The 20618-nt window shown below is 67.2% G+C and carries 18 protein-coding genes; 11 read left to right on the forward strand and 7 right to left on the reverse strand.

The window, feature by feature from the left end; genetic code table 11:
• The gene (locus ABD729_RS10580) at positions 1–879 is read right to left on the reverse strand and encodes an SPOR domain-containing protein (protein WP_344710210.1); all 879 of its coding nucleotides are present in this window, start codon (positions 877–879) and stop codon (positions 1–3) included.
• A gap of 119 nt (positions 880–998) precedes the next feature.
• On the opposite strand from ABD729_RS10580, the gene ABD729_RS10585 reads away from it, so the two are divergent.
• From ABD729_RS10585 to ABD729_RS10595, 3 genes are all read left to right on the forward strand, one after another.
• Positions 999–1718, forward strand: a complete 720-nt coding sequence (locus ABD729_RS10585) for an AAA family ATPase (RefSeq protein ID WP_344710211.1) — start codon at positions 999–1001, stop codon at positions 1716–1718.
• A gap of 456 nt (positions 1719–2174) precedes the next feature.
• Positions 2175–2471, forward strand: a complete 297-nt coding sequence (locus ABD729_RS10590; protein ID WP_344710212.1) for a hypothetical protein — start codon at positions 2175–2177, stop codon at positions 2469–2471.
• Between the two features lie 5 nt (positions 2472–2476).
• Entirely contained in the window at positions 2477–3793 is a 1317-nt protein-coding gene (locus ABD729_RS10595; RefSeq protein WP_344710213.1) for a tetratricopeptide repeat protein, read from the forward strand.
• Here ABD729_RS10595 and ABD729_RS10600 read toward each other — a convergent pair.
• From ABD729_RS10600 to ABD729_RS10610, 3 genes are read right to left on the reverse strand one after another with little or no spacing between them, the layout of a single operon-like run.
• Positions 3790–4671: an aspartate carbamoyltransferase catalytic subunit gene (locus ABD729_RS10600; protein WP_344710214.1), complete on the reverse strand. Its 882-nt coding sequence runs from the start codon at positions 4669–4671 to the stop codon at positions 3790–3792. The genes ABD729_RS10595 and ABD729_RS10600 overlap by 4 nt on opposite strands.
• Positions 4672–4682: 11 nt before the next feature.
• A complete protein-coding gene (ruvX, locus tag ABD729_RS10605) occupies positions 4683–5156 on the reverse strand; it encodes a Holliday junction resolvase RuvX (protein WP_344710215.1) in 474 nt (157 codons plus the stop codon).
• Positions 5153–6292 (reverse strand): DUF3089 domain-containing protein, encoded by a 1140-nt coding sequence (locus ABD729_RS10610; protein ID WP_344710216.1) that lies wholly within the window; start codon positions 6290–6292, stop codon positions 5153–5155. Before ABD729_RS10610 ends, ruvX begins: the two co-directional genes overlap by 4 nt.
• Positions 6293–6384: 92 nt before the next feature.
• Here ABD729_RS10610 and ABD729_RS10615 point away from each other — a divergent pair, with 92 nt between their 5' ends.
• The 7 genes from ABD729_RS10615 to ABD729_RS10645 all read left to right on the forward strand — a co-directional run bounded on the left by ABD729_RS10615 (position 6385) and on the right by ABD729_RS10645 (position 14622).
• Positions 6385–8241, forward strand: coding sequence for a DUF885 domain-containing protein (locus tag ABD729_RS10615; protein WP_344710217.1), 1857 nt, complete (start codon positions 6385–6387; stop codon positions 8239–8241).
• A 103-nt stretch (positions 8242–8344) separates the two neighbouring features.
• Positions 8345–8926, forward strand: coding sequence for a hypothetical protein (locus ABD729_RS10620; protein WP_344710218.1), 582 nt, complete (start codon positions 8345–8347; stop codon positions 8924–8926).
• A gap of 66 nt (positions 8927–8992) precedes the next feature.
• Positions 8993–9295, forward strand: coding sequence for an Asp-tRNA(Asn)/Glu-tRNA(Gln) amidotransferase subunit GatC (gene gatC, locus ABD729_RS10625; protein WP_344710219.1), 303 nt, complete (start codon positions 8993–8995; stop codon positions 9293–9295).
• Positions 9295–10776: an Asp-tRNA(Asn)/Glu-tRNA(Gln) amidotransferase subunit GatA gene (gatA, locus tag ABD729_RS10630; protein WP_344710220.1), complete on the forward strand. Its 1482-nt coding sequence runs from the start codon at positions 9295–9297 to the stop codon at positions 10774–10776. The genes gatC and gatA overlap by 1 nt, the downstream gene beginning before the upstream one ends.
• 128 nt (positions 10777–10904) lie before the next feature.
• Positions 10905–11390: a serine acetyltransferase gene (locus ABD729_RS10635; protein WP_344710221.1), complete on the forward strand. Its 486-nt coding sequence runs from the start codon at positions 10905–10907 to the stop codon at positions 11388–11390.
• 33 nt (positions 11391–11423) lie between these two features.
• Positions 11424–12899: an Asp-tRNA(Asn)/Glu-tRNA(Gln) amidotransferase subunit GatB gene (gene gatB, locus ABD729_RS10640; RefSeq protein ID WP_344710222.1), complete on the forward strand. Its 1476-nt coding sequence runs from the start codon at positions 11424–11426 to the stop codon at positions 12897–12899.
• Between the two features lie 100 nt (positions 12900–12999).
• Positions 13000–14622, forward strand: coding sequence for an alkaline phosphatase family protein (locus ABD729_RS10645; protein WP_344710223.1), 1623 nt, complete (start codon positions 13000–13002; stop codon positions 14620–14622).
• 3 nt (positions 14623–14625) lie between these two features.
• Here ABD729_RS10645 and ABD729_RS10650 read toward each other — a convergent pair whose 3' ends face one another.
• Positions 14626–15678: a glycosyltransferase gene (locus tag ABD729_RS10650; RefSeq protein ID WP_344710224.1), complete on the reverse strand. Its 1053-nt coding sequence runs from the start codon at positions 15676–15678 to the stop codon at positions 14626–14628.
• Positions 15679–15932: 254 nt separating this feature from the next.
• Positions 15933–16316: a response regulator gene (locus ABD729_RS10655; RefSeq protein WP_344710225.1), complete on the reverse strand. Its 384-nt coding sequence runs from the start codon at positions 16314–16316 to the stop codon at positions 15933–15935.
• A 257-nt stretch (positions 16317–16573) separates the two neighbouring features.
• On the opposite strand from ABD729_RS10655, the gene ABD729_RS10660 reads away from it, so the two are divergent.
• Positions 16574–18463 (forward strand): serine hydrolase domain-containing protein, encoded by a 1890-nt coding sequence (locus tag ABD729_RS10660; RefSeq protein WP_344710226.1) that lies wholly within the window; start codon positions 16574–16576, stop codon positions 18461–18463.
• Between the two features lie 115 nt (positions 18464–18578).
• On the opposite strand, the gene rpoD is transcribed toward ABD729_RS10660, so the two are convergent.
• Entirely contained in the window at positions 18579–20615 is a 2037-nt protein-coding gene (rpoD, locus tag ABD729_RS10665; RefSeq protein WP_344710227.1) for an RNA polymerase sigma factor RpoD, read from the reverse strand.
• Between the last annotated feature and the right edge of the window lie 3 nt (positions 20616–20618).

Here is a 20618-nt window from a genome sequence, read left to right on the forward strand (position 1 = left end):
CTAGCGCGCGGGCACCGGGAAACAGGGCTGCGGCCTCAGCGCCGCGCAGGCGGCAGCGGCGTCTGCACGCGTTGCATAGGGACCTGCCTGAAGGCGCGTCATCGTCCCCGACGGCACCAGTGTCATGCGCGCGCCCCTGAGGCTGGCTCCGAGCTGTCCGAACAGCCGCTGCGCCGCCGCCGGCGTTCCGAACGCGCCCAGCTGGATGCGAAAGGCACCACTCGCGGCCGGGCCCGGGGTCCCCGGAACAGGCGGCTTTGCTGCAGGGGCAGCGGCAACCTTGGCCGGCGCGGTTTTGGTCGGCTTGGCCGATGGCCCGCCGCTATTCACCAGTCGCTGCGCCATGGCGACGCCCTTTTGCCGTTCCTCCAGCGGGATCAGCTGGTTCATCTCGTCGAGCGTGGCGCGCGCCGGGGCCAGTCCCTGCGCGGCGGCGCGGCTGACCAGGGCATAAGCGCGGACGCGGTCCTCGGCAACGCCGTCTCCGTTGAAGAGCGCGGTGCCATAGACCAGCATGGCACGCGGTTCGCCGCTGTCGGACGCGGCCTTCAGCCAGCGCAGCGCCGCGGTGCGATTGCCATTCTGGAACAGGAGCAGGCCAAGGCTGGTCTGCGCTTCGAGGTGGCCGGCCTTGGCCGCCTGCTCGTAATAACGCTGCGCCTCGGCAAGGTCGGCGGGAACGCCGCGCCCGAGCTTGTAGGCCTGGCCGAGGTTGAAGGCGGCATCGGCCTGGCCTTTGGCGGCGAGCGGGCGCCAGATGGCGACGGCCTCGTCGGGCTTGCCCGCGGACCAGGCATCGATCCCGGCGCGCACGCTCTGTGCAGGAGCGGGGGACGCGGACGCCAGCAGCACTAGCGCGAGCAACAAGCCATTACGCATTCACCTCTCCCCGATCCGTCGCCGAGCCTAAACCAGCGCCGCGCCGGCGTTAACCTGATTTTAGGTCTGAAGGGCCATTTCGGACGGAGCACACAAGCACCTTACCCGAGGGGATCGGAATGCGCGTTCTGGCTTTGGCATCGCAGAAGGGGGGATCGGGCAAGACCACGCTCTCCGGCCACCTGGCGGTGCAGGCGCAATTGGCGGGCGCGGGCCCGGTCTGCCTTATCGACATCGACCCGCAAGGCAGCCTTGCCGACTGGTGGAACGAGCGCGAGACGGAAATGCCCGCCTTCGCGCAGACCACCGTCGCCCGGCTCGCCAGCGACCTCGAGGTCCTTCGCCAGCAGGGCTTCCGCCTGGCAGTGATCGACACGCCCCCGGCCATCACGATGGCGATCCAGAGCGTGATCGCGGTGGCCGAGCTGATCGTCATCCCGACCCGTCCAAGCCCGCACGACCTGCGCGCCGTCGGCGCCACGGTCGATCTTTGCGAACGCGCCGGAAAGCCGCTGATCTTCGTGGTCAATGCGGCGACGCCCAAGGCCAAGATCACCTATGAAGCGGCGGTTGCGCTGTCGCAGCATGGCACGGTGGCCCCGGTCACGCTTCACCACCGCACCGATTTTGCCGCCTCGATGATCGACGGCCGCACGGTCATGGAAGTCGATCCCAAGGGCAAGTCGGCCAACGAGGTCGTCGAGCTGTGGGAATATATATCCGACCGGCTCGAGAAGAATTTCCGCCGCACGGTATTTGCCGCCCCGGGCGCGTCGCCCGGCATCGGCGCGGCAGCACCGCGTCCCGTCGGTGGCTTCGGCCGCCGCGTGGTCGGCTGAGTAGGGGCGTACATCCCATGATGAAGAGCGAACCCAAGCCCTTCGCCTCCCTCTCGTCGGGCCTGCTCGCCCGCAAGGGAGCCGCGCGGCCGGCCATGCGACCCCAAGGCTTCGGCCAGATGGGCAGCGGTCTCGAAGACCTCGGCTGGAACGACATGGGCTTCGAACCGCCGCGGCCCGTGCTGCAGCCGGTCGTCAACGGCGAGGACAGCCCGGTCATGCAGCGCGCCAATCCCGCGCTTGGCCTGACCCCCGCCAGCCCAGTCCATGCGGTGCAGGAAGAACTTGTCCAGCGACTGGTCAGCGAACCGGTCGAGGACATGGACGACACCGCCGAACCGGTGCCCGCCGATGTTCCGCCGCTCAGCGAAGTGCTCCGTAGCGATTTCGCACACGAGGCCGAAGCCGAAGCCGAAGCCGAAGCCGAAGCCGAAGCCGNTCGAAGCCGCACCGGTCATGCCGGTGCTGCAGGTGAAGCCCGAGCGCGCGCCGGTCGCCGCTCCTGTCTTCGCAAAGCCCGTCGCGGCCGTCCCGCAGGTCCCGCGCAGCCGCGCGTCGGCCGGCAAGGCCAAGGCAGCCTTCACCCTGCGCCTCGACCAGGATCGTCACCTCAAGCTTCGCCTTGCCTGCGCGGTCACCGGCACCTCCGCGCAGCAGCTGGTCACCCGCGCTCTCGACGAGCTGTTGGCGTCCATGCCCGAACTCGATGCCATGGCCAGCCGCGCTCCCGAGCGCCTGGCGAGTAAAGGATAACCGACATGGTCACCCCCAAGTCCGCACTTCTGGCCGCTTCCAGCATCGTTCTGGCCGTCGCCGTCACGGGTTGCGCCATGGGCGGTGGCAAGAGCCACTTCGGTGGCATGGCCGAGAACAGCAATGTCGGCATCGCCACCCGCGCACAGCTCGCGCTGCAGCAGGGTGACACGGCAAGCGCGATCAGCCTTGCCGAGCGCGCGGTCGAAAAGAGCCCCGACGATGCGGCATTCCGGGCACTGCTCGGCAATGCCTATCTGGCGGCAGGTCGCTTCCGCTCGGCCGAGGCGGCTTTCGCCGATGCGTTGGCGATGTATCCGAACCAGGTCGGCGTTCCGCTCAAGCTCGCGCTGGCGCAGGCCGCCCAAGGCCGCGGTGAGGCCGCTGCCGCGACGATCGACACCTATTCGCAGGTGATCAGCCCGGCCGACGCCGGTCTTGCCCTTGCGCTTGCCGGTCGTCCGGGGGTGGCCGTCGACATGCTCGAAGCCGCCGCTCGTGGCGGCGAGGCCGATGCGCGCGTCCGGCAGAACCTCGCGCTGTCCTATGCGCTCGGTGGCGACTGGACCAAGGCGCGGCAGGTCGCGGCACAGGATCTTTCGGGTGACCAACTCGAACAGCGGATGGCCGAATGGGCGACCTTTGCCCGTCCGGGCGCGTCGGCGACGCAGGTCGCCTCGCTGATCGGCGTAAGCGCACCTGCCTCGGTCGATGCCGGGATGCCGGTCCGCCTCGCGCTTCGTGCGCCCGCTAGGGCCGAAGCCGTCCGCCTGGCCGAAGCACCAGGCGCTCCCGTGCTTGCAGCGGCCGATCCGGCTCCTGCCCCGATGGTCGAAGCTGCAGCCCCGCCCGCACCGGTCGAGATGGCCGCAGCCGAACCTGCCGTGCCCGCAATGCCTGCGGCCGAGCCCGCTGCGCCCGTCATGGCCTCCGCGCCCGACGTCGGCGCAATGGTCGACAGCCTTCGGGCCGAGCGTGTGCGGGCCGGCAACAGCCTGCCCAAGGTCGCCGAACTCCGCCGCTCCGCCGCCAGGCGCTTTGGCGACAGCAAGACGGTGGTGCAGCTTGGCGCTTATGGCAGCGAAGCCTGGGTGAAGATCGCCTGGTCGAAGATCGCGCGCCAGCACAAGGGCCTGTCGGCGTACATTCCGGCCAGCGCCCGCTTCAGCGACACGCGCGGGACCTTCTACCGCCTCAGCCTCAAGGGTTTCGCCAGCGACGGCGAAGCGCGTCAGCTCTGCACGCAGCTGAAGGCCAAGGGCTCGACCTGCTTCGTCCGCAGCGCCGCGGGTGACGCTCCGGTGCGTTTCGCCAGCCGCTAAGCTTCGCTGACCAGCATTTCCAGAACGGCCATGCGCATCGCGACGCCGTTCGCGACCTGACGCAGGATAAGTGAGCGTTGCGCGAGGTCGGCGACCTCGTCGGCGATCTCGACCCCGCGGTTCATCGGCCCGGGATGGAGGACCACCGCCTCGGGCCTGGCGAGCGCCAGCCGCTCCATCGTCAGGCCGTAGAGCCGCAAATATTCGCCCGGCGCGTCGCCGAGATCCTCGTCCATCCGCTCGCGCTGGACGCGCAGCATCATCACCGCGTCTGCCCCGTCGATCGCTTCGTCGATCGCATGGCTTTGCGTATCGGCCGGGAGGAGCGCCGGGGGGCCCGCGACCCGCACCGTCGCACCAAGCCGCGGCAGCAGCAGCGCGTTCGAATGGGCGACCCTGCTGTGCTTGATGTCGCCGACGATCGCGACCGTGCGGCCCTCGAGCGTCCCGAAATGCTGCTGAAGCGTCAGGGCATCGAGCAGGGCCTGGGTCGGATGTTCATTGGTGCCGTCGCCGGCATTCACCACCGGACAGTCGACCAGCGCCGCCACCTCGTCCGCAGCGCCGTTCTGACGGTGCCGCAGGACCAGGGCGTCGGGCCCCATCGCGCCGAGCGTGCGCGCGGTATCGGCCAGCGTTTCGCCCTTCTTCACGCTCGAATGTTCGACCGACAGGGTGATCGCCTGCGCGCCGAGGCGAGCGGCGGCCTGCGCGAAGCTCATCGCGGTGCGGGTGCTGTTCTCGTAGAAGCAGTTGAATACCGTGCGCCCGGCGAGGCGACCCCGCCCGGCGTTGCGATCCGAGGCATAGTCCTGCGCGTCGGCGAACAGCCGCGAAAGCTGCGCGTCGGTCAGCGATGAAACGGAAATAAGGTCCACGAGGCGCTCTGCTAGACCGCTGGGGGCAACATGCAAAGGGCATCGAGCGCGCCCTGCAGGATATGCGCGGCGGCGAGCTTGTCGACCGCTTCCGAACGCTTGGCGCGGCTGACGTCGGCGGCGATCATCGCCCGCTCCACCGCCTGCGTCGACCAGCGCTCGTCCCACAGCAGCAGCGGCAGATCGAGGGGCCCGAGATTGCGGGCAAAGGCGCGGGTCGACTGCGTGCGCGGCGAATCGCTGCCGTCCATGTTGAGCGGAAGGCCGACGACCAGGCCCTTCACCCCGTGCCGCGCGATGAAGGCGCGCAACAGCTGCAGGTCGGCGGTGAATTTCGTCCGGCGGATGGTTTCGGCAGGGCCCGCGAAGCTCCAGCCTGCATCGCACAGGGCAAGGCCGATGGTCTTGGTTCCGACATCCAGCCCCGCCAGAACGCCGCCATCGGGCAGCGCGGTGCGGAAGTCGGCGGCTGCGCTGGTGATCATGGCTTGAAGGCGTTGACGCGGCCCCGCGCGTCGGCGCGAATGTTCGCCCAGAACAGGGCGAAATCGTAGACATGGTAGTTGTTGCCCGGCAGCACGTAAGGGCCAAGGTCCGGCAACTTGTCGTCGTGCCCCGCGATCAGCAGGAAATTGTCGCGGCACAAGGCGCCGACCTCTCCCTGCACCAGGTTGGCGTCGCTGAGGGTCGTGTCGATCGGGACCAGCGTCCCGTCGTTGCGGCTGAAATTGCCGATCTCGCCGGTCACGCCCGAATCGTCGGAGCCGCTGAGCGGGTTGTAGCAGATGATGTCCTGACGCCGGCGCTGCTGGCCGTTGAAGCCGGTCGTCTTCTCGAACGCGCCGGTGATGAGGTCGGTGTTCGCAGGCTCGGCATAGGTCTGCCACGACACGAGGCAGCGATTGTCGAGATTGTTGCGGCAGGCACCCAGGCCCATCGCGGGCAGGTCCGCGGCCCGGCTGACGGGCCAGCCGACGACATAGGCGGCGACGATGCGCTTCTGCAGCGCCGGGTCCTTCGCCACCCGGTCGCGGAGCAGGCGGGTCAGGTGAAGCGCGCCCTGACTGTGCCCGGCAAGGATGATCGGGGCGGTCGGCTCCTGCAGCAGGAAGCGGTCGAAGGCGCGCAGGATATCCGAATAGGCAAGGTCAAGCGCGGCGGTCGCGTCCTCGCCGGAGTCGAGGAATGCGCCGAATGCCGCCTGCCGGTACTTGGGCGCGTAGACACGGGTGAAGTTGAACGCGCTCGCCTGGCTGCGCACGAACAATTGTGCACGGGCCTGGCTTTCGCGGTCGCCGAGCAGGGCGTTCCAGCGATCCCGCTGCAGGTAGGTGGTGGGATGAATGTAAAAGGTCGCTGCCTCGACCTTGCCCGCGGGCTCGGCACCGATGCCCTTGGGCAGCCATTCGGCAGAGCCGGGCGGCACCGTGTCGGGCAGGTTCAGCCAGTTATCGACCTGCACATAGTCAGGACCACTGGCGGCCGGGGGAGCCTCGAATGGCACGGTCGGAAGCGCCTGCTGGCGCAGCACCGTTCCGCCGAACTGGAACACCGCAAAGGCGCCGGCGACGACCAGCAGGGTGAGGAGGAAGATGATGATGAGGAAGCGACGCGCGCACATGGCGGGGCAGGTAGGGGAGGGGAGCGCCAAAGCCAAGTTGACTTGAAGGCCGGGTGCGGCTTGGCTTCGCGGCGATCAAGTGAAAGGCACCCATGTTCAAGAGCAAGCTTTCCGCCCTTCTTCTCCTGACCACCGCTGCCTGTTCGACGGCCCCGCGCGAGGCCGCGATCGAGACGCCCGCGCCGCCGCCTGCGCCGATCGTCGCCGCGCCGGCCAGCGATCCCGCTGCCGAGGACCAGAAGCTCACCGCTTTCCTCGATGCCGCCTATGAAGAGCGCGTCGCCCGCTCGCCCCAGGGGCTGACCAGCCTTGGCCGCAAGGACCGCTACGGCGAACTCAACGATTATACCGATGCCTTCTCGGAACAGGGCCAGGCGCTGGCGCAGCGCCAGCTTGCCGCGATGCAGGCGCAGTTCGATCCCGCCAGGCTCAGCCCCAGTGGGCTGCTCAGCTACCGGTTGTTCGAATCGGACATCAAGCAGAGCCAGGAGAATTATCGCTGGCGGCGGTACGGCTTCATCGCCAGCACCAACGGCAGCCCGACCGGCAACATTCCGGTCTTCATGATCAACAACCACCGGATCGACAGCGTCGCCGATGCCGAGGCCTATATCTCGCGGCTGCGCGCGGTCGAGCGGGTGATGAACGAGATCAGCGCCAACATGCAGGCGCAGACCGCAGCGGGGATCGTCCCGCCAGCCTTCAACTTCGCGCCGGTCCGCCGCGATGCCGAAAAGGTGCTCTCGGGCGCTCCCTTCACCAAGGGTGCCGACGCCCCGGTCTATGCGGACTTCCGGGCCAAGGTCGGCAAGCTCGACGTGCCGCAGGCGGAAAAGGATCGCCTGCTCGCGTCGGCGCGCGACGCGCTGACCGGGCCGTTCCAGAACGGCTATCGCACCTTCCTCGCGACCTGGAACCAGACCGAGAAGCTCGCCAAAGACAACAACGGCGCGTGGAGCCTTCCTGACGGCCAAGCCTATTACGCCAACCGCCTCCGCAACTCGACCACCACCGAGATGACGGCAGAGCAGATCCATCAGCTTGGCCTTCGTCAGGTGGCGAGCATCCAGGGCGAGATGGAGCGGATCAAGAACGCGGTCGGCTTCAAGGGCACGCTCCGCCAATTCTTCGATGAGCTGCGCACCAATCCCAAGTATCGCTACTCCAACGACGATGCGGGCCGTGCCGCCTACATCAGCGATGCGCAGGGCTTCATCGCGCAAGCGATGGCCAAGGCGCCCGACTATTTCCGCCGCCTTCCCAAGGCACCGCTCGAGGTGCGCGCGGTGGAGAAGTGGCGGGAGGGAACGGCCTCGGTCGCTTTCTACAACCAGCCTTCCGAAGACGGTAAGCGCCCGGGCATCTATTATTCCAACCTCGCCAACATGGCGGACGTATCGAAGCCTCAGCTCGAGGCGCGCAGCTATCACGAGGGCGCGCCGGGCCATCACTTCCAGATCGCGCTGGCGCAGGAACTGCCCGCGATCCCCAAATTCCGCCGGTTTGGCATCTATGGGGCCTATGCCGAAGGCTGGGGCCTCTATGCCGAGGGCCTCGGCAAGGAGATGGGCTTCTACAAGGATCCGATCAGCGAATTCGGGCTGCTGTCGACGCAGGTCTGGCGCGCGGTGCGGCTGGTGGTCGACACCGGCATCCACGACAAGAAATGGACCCGCGAGCAGGCGATCGACTATTTCATGGCCAATGCGCCGCTGTCCCGCGCCGACGCGGTCCGCGAGGTCGAGCGCTATTTCAACAATCCGGGGCAGGCGACCAGCTATATGGTCGGCCAGCTGAAGATCCTCGAATTGCGCGAAAAGGCCAGGCGCGAGCTTGGCGACCGGTTCGACATCCGCGATTTCCACGCCGCGGTGCTCGAAAATGGCGCGCTTCCGCTCGATGTGCTGGAAAGCCAGGTGAACGCCTACATTGCGGCCAAGAAGGGCTGAGCGCGGGGCGCTGACGAACAGACGGGGACACTCCAGTTCACCTCCGGTTCAAGCCGATGGGCCGAGGCAGGACGCAGGCCGGGGGGCTGTACGGAGCGTTCCCATGTCCCTTGTTCGAAATCTGGCGCTGGTCGCCGCGGGTGCCGTAGGCCTGTCGGGCTGCGCGACCCTTGATCCCTATTATGGCGCCTCGGTGGGTGTCGGGTCGGGTTACTACGATCCCTACTACGGCGGCGGTTACGGCGCCTACGGCTCGCCCTACGGCACCTACGGTACCTATGGCGCCTACGGTTCGCCCTATGGCGGTTATTCGCAGCCTTACGGCGGCGGCTGGTACAACAATTATTATTATCCGGGCACCGGCGCCTATGTCTACGACCGCCAGCGCCGCCCGTATCCGATCAGCGACAGCCAGCGCCGCTACTGGGAACAGCAGCGGGTCCTGCGCAGCCGCAATCCCGCCGTGCGCGAAAACTATCGTCAGTATCGGACCGAGCGACGCGACGATCGCCGCGACTATCGGGTCGAGCGGCGCGAAGATCGCGGCGCGCTGGAAGCCGGCCAGGTGACCCGCGAGCAGTATCGCGCCGACCGCCGGGAGGACCGCCGCGACTATAATCGCGACCAGCGTCAGGATACCCGCGAACTGCGGCGCGAGAACCGCAAGGATCGCCGTCCGCGCTGACGCTCGGCGCCCCTGCTTGGCAAGGGGGAGTTGAAGGCTCGGCTCCCTCTCGCTAACGCCCCGGACATGTCCGTCGATACCGCCACCGTGCGGCACATCGCCAAACTCGCGCGGCTCGCCATGAGCGACGCGGAAGTGGATGCGTTGGTGCCCGAACTGAACAACATCCTCGGCTGGGTCGAGCAGCTCGGCGAGGTCGACACCTCGGGCATTGAGCCGCTCGCCACGGTGATCGACCAGAAGCTTCGCCTGCGCGACGACGTGATCGACGCCGATCCGCTGACCGGCGGCAACGTCCGCGACAAGGTGCTGCTCAACGCGCCCGACGCGCAGCATGGCTTCTTCGCGGTGCCGAAGGTGATCGAATAGTGGCCGACCTTACCACCCTTACGCTGACCCAGCTTCGCGACGGCTTTCGCGCCGGTGACTTCTCCGCGCGGGAGATCGCCGAGAATTTCAACGCCGCGGTGGCGGCCGCCCGGTCGCTCAACGCCTATACGGTCGAAACCCCGGACGATGCGCTGGCCTGCGCCGACGTTGCCGATGCGGCGCGCCAGTCGGGCGACCTCAAACCGCTGTCGGGCATTCCGCTCGGCATCAAGGACCTGTTCGCGACGGTCGGAGTCGACACGACCTCGGGCAGCAGGATCCTAGGCGGGTTCAAGCCGGCCTATGAGAGCACGGTGTCGGGCAAGCTGCGCGACGCCGGCGCGGGCATGCTCGGCAAGCTCAACATGGACGAGTTCGCGATGGGCTCGTCGAACGAGACCAGCGCCTACGGTCCGGTCATCAGCCCGTGGAAGCGCAGCGATGGCGGCAATGCGGCGCTGACCCCGGGCGGAAGCTCGGGCGGTTCGGCGGCGGCGGTCGCGGCAGGCCTCGCGCCAGGGGTCACCGGGACCGATACCGGCGGTTCGATCCGCCAGCCGGCCGCCTTCACTGGCATCACCGGCATCAAACCGACCTACGGCCGCTGCTCGCGCTGGGGCATCGTCTCCTTCGCTTCCTCGCTCGACCAGGCGGGGCCGATGTCACGCACGGTGCGCGATTGCGCGATCCTGCTCGAAGCGATGAGCGGGTTCGATTCCAAGGACGCCACCTCGATCGACGCGCCGGTTCCGGCGTGGGAGCAGGGATTGTCGAGCGACCTCAAGGGCAAGCGGGTCGGTATTCCCAGGGAATATCGCATCGACGGCGTGCCGGGCGAGATCAACGCGCTGTGGGATCAGGGCATAGCCTGGCTCAAGGACGCGGGCGCCGAGGTGGTCGAGATCAGCCTTCCGCACACCAAATACGCGCTTCCCACCTATTACATCATCGCTCCCGCCGAAGCTTCGTCCAACCTCGCCCGCTATGACGGTGTGCGTTACGGGCTGCGTGAGACGCCCGAGGGCGGCAACCTCGACGCGATGTACGCCGCGACCCGCGCCGCCGGCTTCGGCGCCGAGGTGAAGCGCCGCATCATGATCGGCACCTATGTGCTGTCGGCCGGCTTCTACGACGCTTATTTCACCAAGGCGCAGCGCGTCCGCGCGCTGATCAAGCGCGACTTCGCCGAGGCGTTCGAGAAGTGCGACTTCATCCTTACCCCGACCGCGCCGAGCGCGGCCTTCGGGATCGGGGAGAAGATGAGCGACCCGCTGGCGATGTATCTGAACGACGTGTTCGCGGTGCCCGCCAGCCTTGCCGGGCTTCCGGCGATGAGCGTTCCGGGCGGGCTCGACTCGCAGGGGCTGCCGCTTGGCCTGCACCTCATCGGGCGCGAAATGGACGAGCAGGGCATTCTGAACGCCGGCCTCGCGATCGAGGAACGCGCAGGCTTTACCGCCCGTCCCCAAAAATGGTGGTGATCGGCGCCCTGTTCGATGTCGTGGTTCACGCCCTTGCCGTCGCTGCGGACAGGGAAAGGCGCGGCCGGGCGGGACAGCAGGGCCTGTGATCCGAACCTGCTTCGTCGGCTGATCTGCCCGAAGTGCCCGTGACGCCGCCCGACTGGTCACGCGAACGCAAGCGCAGCCTGTTCGAATGGGCGCCCTACAAGTCGCTGCTGGGGGCCATTCGCGCCTACCAGGCCTCGCGCGATCGATCCGGGCCCATCGCCTTTCTCCGCTGGACCTCGGCCTTCTTCCGCTGGCGCTTCTGGTCGGTGGTGAGCGGCGCCTCGATCCCGCTTCGCACCCGGATAGGCGGGGGGCTGCAGATCCCGCATTGCCAAGGAGTGGCGATCAATGTCGCTTCCCGGATCGGCTGCAATTGCGACATCTTCCAGGGCGTCACCATCGGCGAATATCGCGGCCAGGCACCCACGATCGGCGATGGGGTCCAGATCGGGCCGGGGGCGACCATCCTTGGCGAGGTGACCATCGGCGATGGCGCGCGGATCGGCCCGATGGCCCTCGTGATGAGCGATGTTCCGGCCGGCGGTGCGGCCTATGCGCCCCGCGCGGAGATACGCGGGCCTTGACCCACGGCCCCAGTGCCGGAAAGAGCATCGCCCATGGCCGACGCACACGCACCGTATCGCATCAAGGGTGAAACCGGGGACTGGGAGGTCGTGATCGGCCTCGAAGTCCACGCCCAGGTGGTTTCCAACGCCAAGCTGTTCAGCGGGGCCGCCACGGCCTTCGGCGCGGAGCCCAACACGCAGGTCAGCTTGGTCGACGCCGCCATGCCCGGCATGCTCCCCGTCCCGAACCGCGAGTGCATCCGCCAGGCGGTTCGTACCGGGCTCGCGATCGATGCGCAGATCAACAAATGGTCGCGCTTCGACCGCAAGAACTATTTCTATGCCGATTTGCCGCAGGGCTACCAGATCAGCCAGCTCTACCATCCGCTGGTAGGTGAGGGGTCGATCACCGTCCTCACCGACGAAAAGGACGAAGCCAGCGCGCGGACGATCGGGGTCGAGCGCATCCACGTCGAGCAGGACGCCGGCAAGCTGATGCACGATCAGCATCCGACCATGAGCTACGTCGATCTCAACCGCTCGGGTGTGGCGCTGATGGAGATCGTGTCCAAGCCCGACCTGCGGTCGCCGGCCGAGGCGGGGGCCTATCTTCGCAAGCTGCGCGCCATCCTGCGCTACGTCGGCTCATGCGACGGCAATATGGAGGAAGGCTCCATGCGCGCCGACGTCAACGTCTCGGTGCGCAAGCCTGGCGAGGAATTCGGCACCCGCACCGAAACCAAGAACGTCAATTCGGTCCGCTTCGTGATGGCGGTGATCGAGCATGAAGCGCGCCGCCAGATCGAGATCCTCGAAGAAGGCGGCTCGATCGTTCAGGAAACCCGCCTTTACGATCCCGACAAGGGCGAGACGCGGTCGCTGCGCTCGAAGGAAGATGCGCACGATTACCGCTATTTCCCCGATCCCGATCTGCTGCCGCTGGAGCTCGACGACCAGTTCATCGAGGACTGCCGCGCGTCGCTTCCCGAACTGCCCGATGCCAAGCGCAAGCGCTACGAGGCGACCGGCATAACCGCCTACAATGCGGCCGTGCTCACCGCCGAAGTCGAGACCGCGCGCTGGTTCGATGCGCTGCTGGACGCCGGTGCCGAGCCGGTCCGCGCCGCCAACTGGGTGGTGGCCGAACTGTTCGGCGCGCTGAACCGGCTGGGCAAGGACATCGCCGACTGTCCGGTCTCGCCGGCACAGGCCGCCGAACTGCTCGGGCTCGTCGCCGACGGCACGATCAGCGGCTCGATCGCCAAGACCGTGTTCGAGAAGATGCTCGAGAGCGGGGACGGCGCAGCGGCGATCGTCGAGCGGGAGGGGCTGAAGCAGACCAGCGACACCGGCGCGATCGACGCCGAGATCGACCGCATCCTCGGCGAAAATGCCGACAAGGTCGCGCAGTATCGCGACGGCAAGGTCCAGCTGTTCGGCTTTTTCGTCGGGCAGACGATGAAGGCAATGGGCGGCAAGGCCAATCCCGGCGTCGTCAACGAGCGCCTCAAGGCCAAGCTCGGCTGACCAGCGCGGGGGCGACCGTCGGGAGTGCCTTTCTTCTGCAATAAGAGGTGATTAAGGCGGGCGCGCCCCGGCTTGGCGTCGGGGCGCTGTGGGAGTTTCCATGCGTCTGTCCGTGTTCACCGCCTTTGCCGCTGCCGCTTCGCTTGCCGCTCCCGCCGTCGCTCAGCCCAAGGCAGCCCCGCCAAGGCTGATCATCGCGATTTCGGTCGATCAATTGTCGGCCGACCTGTTCGATACCTATCGCCCCCACTTCACTGGCGGGTTCAAGCGGCTGGTCGACCAGGGCGTGACCTTCGTCAATGGCTACCAGAGCCATGCCGAAACCGAGACCTGCCCCGGCCACTCGACGCTTCTGACGGGTCATCACCCGGGCGTCACCGGGGTGATCGCCAACAACTGGATCAACCAGGGCGCGCCGCGTGCCGACAAGAAGGTCTATTGCGCCGAAGACGAGGCGGCGCCCGGATCAACCTTCCAGAATTATCAGGTCAGCCCGGTGCACCTCAAGGTGCCGACGCTCGGCGAGCTCCTCAAGGCGCGCGATCCGCGCAGCCGCAACGTCGCCGTCGCCGGCAAGGACCGGACGGCCGTGATGATGAGCGGGGCGCGGGTCGACCAGCGCTGGTACTGGAACGGCAAGGACTGGGTGAGCGACCTCAAGGATGCGCCGGTGCCGGCCACCCTGCCGCGCTTCCGCGCCGCCTTTGCCGCCCAGTTCGCGCAAGCCCGCCCGCCGCTCGTGCCGCCTCCCTTGTGCCAGGCGCGCGCGACGCCCTACCAGCTGACCCCGACCCTGACGGTCGGCAACGGCACGCTCGGCCGGGCCGCCGGGGACGAGGAGGGGATGCGCACCTCTCCCGAGCATGACGGCGCGGTGCTGGCGCTTGCCGCCGGCCTTGCCAGCGAACTGAACCTCGGGCGCGGTCCGGCGCCCGACGTCCTCGCCGTCGGCCTTTCCGCAACCGACCGGGTGGGGCACAGCTACGGCTGGGGCGGGCAGGAGATGTGCCTCCACCTCCTTGCCCTCGACCGTGAGCTTGGCGACTTCCTATCGGTCATGGATCGCCGCGGCGTGCCCTATGCCGTGGTGCTGAGCGCCGACCACGGCGCGGCGGACCTTCCCGAACGCCTGCGGGCGCAGGGCGACACGCGGGCGCAGCGGGCCGATCCGGCACTTGGGGCCGACGCGATGGGCAAGGTCATTGCCGCCGACCTCGGCCTCTCGCGGCCGGCGCTCCTCGGAGATGGCATCGGCGGCGCTGTCTGGCTCGACCGCGAGATCGAACCGAGCCGCCGTCCCGCCGTCCTCGCCGCGGCCTTGGCGCGCTACCGGGCCCACCCGCAGGTCGAGACGGTGATCACCGCCGAGGAATCGGCCCGGCTTCCGATGCCGACGGGCGACTCCAGTCGCTGGACCCTTGCCCAGCGTGTCCGCGCCGGTTTCGACCCCCAGCGGTCGGGCGATTTCTATCTCGTGCTCAAGGCGGGGGTCGCGACCAAGACGAGGCCGACCAAGGGCGGCGTCGCCAGCCACGGGCTGCCCTGGGACTATGACCGCCGCGTGCCGATCCTATTCGTCGCCCCCGGCCACAAGCCGGCCAGCCCGACCGCGGCCGCCGACACGGTCGACATCCTGCCGACGGTGGCAAGCTGGATCGGGCTCAAGCTCGCGCCGGGGAGCGTCGATGGCGTGTGCCGGAGCGAAGCCGCGACCTGCCGCTGAGGGTCAAGCCCCCCCGGGCGCGATCCCGGCGAGGATCCGGCCCAGGGCACGGCCCGCCGCCTGATCGGAGAAATGGTCGGCGGCATAAATCCGCGCCTTGTCGGCCAGCGCGGCTCGCAAGGGCGCGTCGGACCAGAGGGCGGTGATCGCATCGCGAAGGGCGGCCGGATCGCCGCCGTCGACGAACAGCGCGGTCTCCCCATGCTGCGCATAATCGGTCGTGCCGGCCGAGCGGGTGGCGATGACCGGCCGGCCGCTCCGGCCCAGTCGCCGGCCCTGAGTCTGTCCCGACGCGACCTCGACGTCGGCGAGCGGGATGACGCTCAGCCGGGCGCGGCCGACCAGCGTCAGGCATTCGGCATGCGAAAGGTCGCGCAGGAGCGTGACTTCGCTCGGCACGGCGAGGTGGCTGACGCAGCGTTCGGCCGCGACCACCACCAGCGGGATGCCGGTGCCCGCGATCGCCCTGAACAGGGTCGCATAATCGCGGTTCGCCGATCCCATCGAGAGGATGAAGGGATTGGCGGTGTCTTCGGGCGCGACTTCGTCGAGGCCGCCTTTCTGCAAGGGCACGAACGACACCTTGCCGGCCGGGATGTCGAACCACGAGCGCACAAGCTCCACCTCGCGGGTCGAGTGGACCACCACATGATCGGCCGCGCGGAAAGCCCAGCGGCCGAGTAGCCGGCGTACCTTGGAAGGCGGCGCGCCGACATTGAAGCACCACGCGACCAGAGGATTGCGCGCGCCGGCCAATCTTTTCTGGATCGCCGCAACGAGGGCAAGCTGGGGAAAGACGGTGATGATGCCGCCGTCGGGGCCCGCCGCTGCCCGCGCCCGCGCCGCGTGGCCCCAGTAGGACTTCCAGCCACCGAGCCCGGTGTCGCGCCGCTTGCGGCTGTGCCAGCCCGGCTCCGCCGCAACCGGGGCGGGCCTGACCTTGGCGAAGGTGAAGCGGGGATCGTCGACGAAATCGTCGAGCCAGCGGTCCGGGCCATCAGGAGCAGGCGTGAAGAAGGGAGCGGCGACGACCCACTTGCCGGTGGCGGGCTTCACCTCAGGCGATCCGCGGAGCAGCGGCGACCGGGCCGCGAAGGTGTCGAAGTTGACGGGGTGCGGCCTTGCCGGGGCTGCGAAGTTGTCGAAGTTGACACGGTCCGCGCCTCGGTTCGGGGCTGCCCACCATCTTTATGGCCGCGGATTTGCCCAGGGCGGGCAAGCGGCGGGGCAGGGTGGAGGGGAGCGCCATCGTCCTTATCGTAAATCAGCCGCAATCCTACATTGCAAGGGGCGCCGCCCTTGCCCGCGCGTCAGTCGCCAGCGGGCGTGTCGAGCTTTGCGGCGACCATGCGGACGAGGCGGTCGGTGGGGTAGGGCTTGGGCAGGAAGGTGCCGCTGTCGGGGAGCTGCTCTTCGGGCACCGACACTGCGCCCGAGGTGACGATCAGGCCGACGTCGGGGCGGCGCTGGTGGACCTCGTGGGCGAGGTCGAGCCCGTCCATGTCGCCCGGCATGTTCACGTCGGTGAAGACGAGGCCGATAGCGGGATGCTCGTCGAGCATCGTCAGCGCCTCCGCCGCATCCGCCGCCTCCCACGCCATGATCCCCCCGTCCGCCAGCGCATCGGCCGCGTTCATGCGGACGAGCGGCTCGTCCTCGACGACCAGGACTTCGCGGGGGATGGTTGGTGACATGGGGGCGTGAACAGGTGGGGGAGGGGGAGTGTTCCGGTTTTTGGGGTGCGCAAACAGGATTGGTCTACCTTCCAAGCCATTTGGTTGATCTGCGTTGTGCTGAATTTCGATGAGCGTAAGCTGCCTGCTTCATCACAAGGGGGACTCGTGAGATGGGGCAGCTTTGGACTGTTTTCGCGATCATGCTGGCAAGCGGCAGCACTTCTGCGATGGCCGCATCGGTCCAGTCTCCGCCGACTGCGCAATCAGCGTCTTCCTTGTCCGCCACCACTACCTCTGGCGCGACGTTCACCCTGTCTCCCGGGTGGACCAAGAAAGCAGACGGAAAGATCGTCGAACTGGAAGCGCCTGAAGGCGATTACAAAATCGCGCTCGTGGACGTCGGTCCCGCCGCGGACGCCGCTGCAGCGATCACAGCTGCGTGGAATCTGTGGGCGCCGCAGAACGCGCGTCCGGCCAAGCTGATCACCGCGCGCCCGGCTCGCAACGGCTGGGACGATCGGCAGGTCGCATCCTATGAGACTTCTCCGAACGAGAAGCGCGACCTTTATGCAGTGGCTTACCGCCGCGGTGCCGACTGGACCGTGATCATTGCCGATGGCGCCGAGGCAACCGGGGAGAAAAGGCTGGCCGCCATTGGGCTCGTGCAACAAAGTCTTCGCCCTGCCGGGTTCAAGCGCGAGAGCTTCGCCGGCGTGACCGCAAAGCCGATGGACGCAGCGCGCATCGCTGACCTTCGGTCATTCGTGGAGCAAGCGGCCAAGGAGCTTGGTGTGCCGGGCGCGGCAATCGCCGTCACTGATCGCACTCGCACCCTCTACGCCGGTGGCGTAGGCGTGCGCAGCCTTGGCGATCCCACGCCGATCGACGGCGACACCAGCTTTGCCATCGCCTCGAATACCAAGGGCATGGCGACCTTGCTGCTTGCCAAGTTGGTAGACGAGGGAAAACTGAATTGGGATCAGCCGGTCACGCAGGTCTACAAGCAGTTTCGGCTGGGCAGTGACGAGACAACGTCCAAGGTTCTCGTCAGGCACCTTGTGTGCGCCTGCACCGGCTTGCCGCGCAAGGACCTGCAGGTCATCCTCAACAGTGATCCCAAGGCGGCGGCCAAGGACACCTTTGCGCAATTGGCAGCGACCGAGCCGACGAGCGGATTTGGTGAGGTCTTCCAGTATAACAATCTGATGGCGTCGGCCGCCGGCTACATCGGTGGTTATCTGAGCTACCCCGGCGTCGATCTCGACCGCGCCTTCGACCAGGCGGTGAACGGCAAGGTCTGGAAGCCGCTCGGCATGACGCGGACGACGCTGGACTTCGCCGCGGGGACGAGCGGCAACTGGGCGCGCCCGCATGCGATGAACATCGACGGCAAGCCCGAGCTGATCCTCGGTAACGGGCAAAAGCTGAACTATGCCTTCACCCGCTATGGTGCAGCCGGAGGCGCCTGGTCGACAGCCAACGATCTCGCGCGTTACGTCCGATTCGAGCTGAACGAGGGCAAGCTCGACGACGGCCGCCAGTATGTCTCAGCTGCCAATGTCCTGCGCCGGAGGGCCGCGAACGTGCCGGTCGGCGAGGACCGCGTATACGGCATGGGCATGCAGGTCGACAGCGATTACGGCATCGATGTTGTGCATCACGGTGGCAGCCTTGGCGGCTACAAGAGCGACATCATCATCATTCCGAGCGCAGGCATCGGCGCGGTTTTGCTCACCAATGCCGATGACGGGCAGTCGATGCTGCGACCCTTCATGCGGCGACTGCTCGAGATCCTGTACGACGGCAAGCCGGAGGCAGCCGCCGACGTGACCGCGGCAGCGACGCGGATCAAGGCCGAGGTGCTGAAGGAAGCTCAGTCGGTCTCGCGCGTGCCTGACGGCACCGCCGTCGCTGCCTTGGCCGCTTCCTACGAAAATGCCGACCTTGGTCCGCTGAAGGTCATCCGCGACGGCAAGGGCGTGAACTTCGCCTTTCGCTCTGCGAGCGTGCCATTCGGGACCAAGAAGAATGAGGACGGTACGACCAGCTTCGTCGCGACTGATCCGACGTTTCTCTTCTTTCCAATGGTGGTGGGCACCAAGGATGGAAAGAAGACGCTAACGGCGCGCGACAGCCAGCACGAATATGTTTTTGTGGAGCGCTGAGGCCAGATACGAACGCGGCCGGGTCAGCTGGTTGAAGCTGCCCGGCCACGATAGTCATTGAGTAATGGTCACATGGTTGGCGCGGAGGTTGTGTCGTCGCCAAGCATGTGGCTGACTACTGATCCAGGAAGCTCCGCATCTTCCTCGACCGGCTCGGGTGCTTCAGCTTGCGCAGCGCCTTCGCCTCGATCTGGCGGATGCGTTCGCGCGTCACGCTGAACTGCTGGCCGACTTCCTCAAGGGTGTGGTCGGTGTTCATGCCGATGCCGAAGCGCATGCGGAGCACACGTTCCTCGCGCGGGGTCAGGCTCGCCAGGACGCGGGTGACCGTTTCCTTGAGGTTGGCCTGGATCGCGGCGTCGACCGGGATGACGGCGTTCTTGTCCTCGATGAAATCGCCGAGGTGGCTGTCTTCCTCGTCGCCGATCGGCGTTTCGAGGCTGATCGGCTCCTTGGCGATCTTCATCACCTTGCGGACCTTCTCCAGCGGCATGGAGAGGCGCTCGGCGAGTTCTTCCGGGGTCGGCTCGCGACCGGTTTCGTGGAGGAACTGGCGGCTGGTGCGGACCAGCTTGTTGATCGTCTCGATCATGTGGACCGGGATGCGGATGGTCCGCGCCTGGTCGGCGATCGAGCGGGTGATCGCCTGGCGGATCCACCAGGTCGCGTAGGTCGAGAACTTGTAGCCGCGGCGATACTCGAACTTGTCGACCGCCTTCATCAGGCCGATGTTGCCTTCCTGGATAAGGTCCAGGAACTGCAGGCCGCGGTTGGTGTATTTCTTGGCGATCGAGATGACGAGGCGGAGGTTCGCTTCGACCATTTCCTTCTTGGCGATGCGGGCTTCGCGCTCGGCCTTCTGGACCTGGTTGACGATGCGCCGGAATTCGCTGAGCGCCATGCCGGTGGCCTGGGCGATCTCGCCGATCTCGGTGCGGATGCGATTGACCGTGTCGGCCTCGGTCGCGGCGAAGGCGGCGAACTTCTTGTCGATGCCGGCGACGCGCGCCAGCCAGCTGTCGTCGAGCTCATGGCCCATGTAGCTGTCGAGGAACGCCTTGCGCGGCACGCGGTGACGCTCGGCAAGGCGCAGCATCTGCCCGCCGAGCGCGGTCAGGCGGCGGTTGTAGGCATAAAGCTGCTCGACCAGATATTCGATCTTGGCGTTGTGGAACTGGACGCTTTCGACCTCGGCGGTCAGCGTCTCGCGCAGCTTCTGATATTCCTTCTCCTTGGTCGGGGAGAAGGGGGTGCCGGCGGCCATGCAGGCGAGGCGGGCGTCCTGAAGCTTGGCGAACTTGCGATAATGGTCGGTGATCGCCGCGAACTTCTCGAGCGCCGACGGCTTCAGCGTTTCTTCCATCTGGGCGAGGGAAAGGGTGTTGTCCTCTTCCTCTTCCTCAGCGGGCTTGGGCGCGCGATTCTCGCGCAGTTCGTCCTCGTCGTCGCCATCGGCGGAGGGTTCTTCGGGCTCTTCCTCTTCCTTGATGGTCGGGCCGGCGGCGGCAGCGGTCACTTCGCCTTCGCCTTCCTCGTCGTTCTCGGCGGCGTTGAGCTGCTCGGCCGACGGGCCCTTGGACAGCATCGCCTCGAGATCGAGGATCTCGCGCAGCTGCATCCGGCCTTCGTTCAGGGCCGTCGACCATTCAATGATCGCGTTGAAGGTGATCGGGCTCTCGCACAGCCCCCAGATCATCGTGTCGCGGCCGGCCTCGATACGCTTGGCGATCGCGATCTCGCCCTCGCGGGAAAGCAGTTCGACCGCCCCCATCTCGCGCAGGTACATGCGGACCGGATCGTCCGTGCGATCGGTCGGCTCCTTCTTGGTCGCCGCGGCTGGACGCGGACCGCCGTCGTCGAGGGGATCGACCTCGTCGTCATTGGCGGTTTCGGTCTCGGCTTCCTCGTCGTCGTCGCCGGATTCTTCCTTTTCGACGATCTGCACGCCCATGTCGTTGAGCGCGGACATGATGTCCTCGATCTGCTCGGACGACATCTGGTCCTGCGGAAGGGCTTCGTTCAGCTCATCGATAGTGATCGTGCCGCGCTTCTTGGCGCGCGCGATCAGCTTCTTCACCGAAGCATCGTTGAGGTCGATCAGCGGGGCGTCGCCGCCGTCCTGTTCGTCGTTTTCGAGGGGTTCTTTGGCCATGGT

The organism is Sphingomonas humi, assembly GCF_039536725.1.
In the GTDB taxonomy this organism is placed as follows: domain Bacteria; phylum Pseudomonadota; class Alphaproteobacteria; order Sphingomonadales; family Sphingomonadaceae; genus Sphingomicrobium; species Sphingomicrobium humi.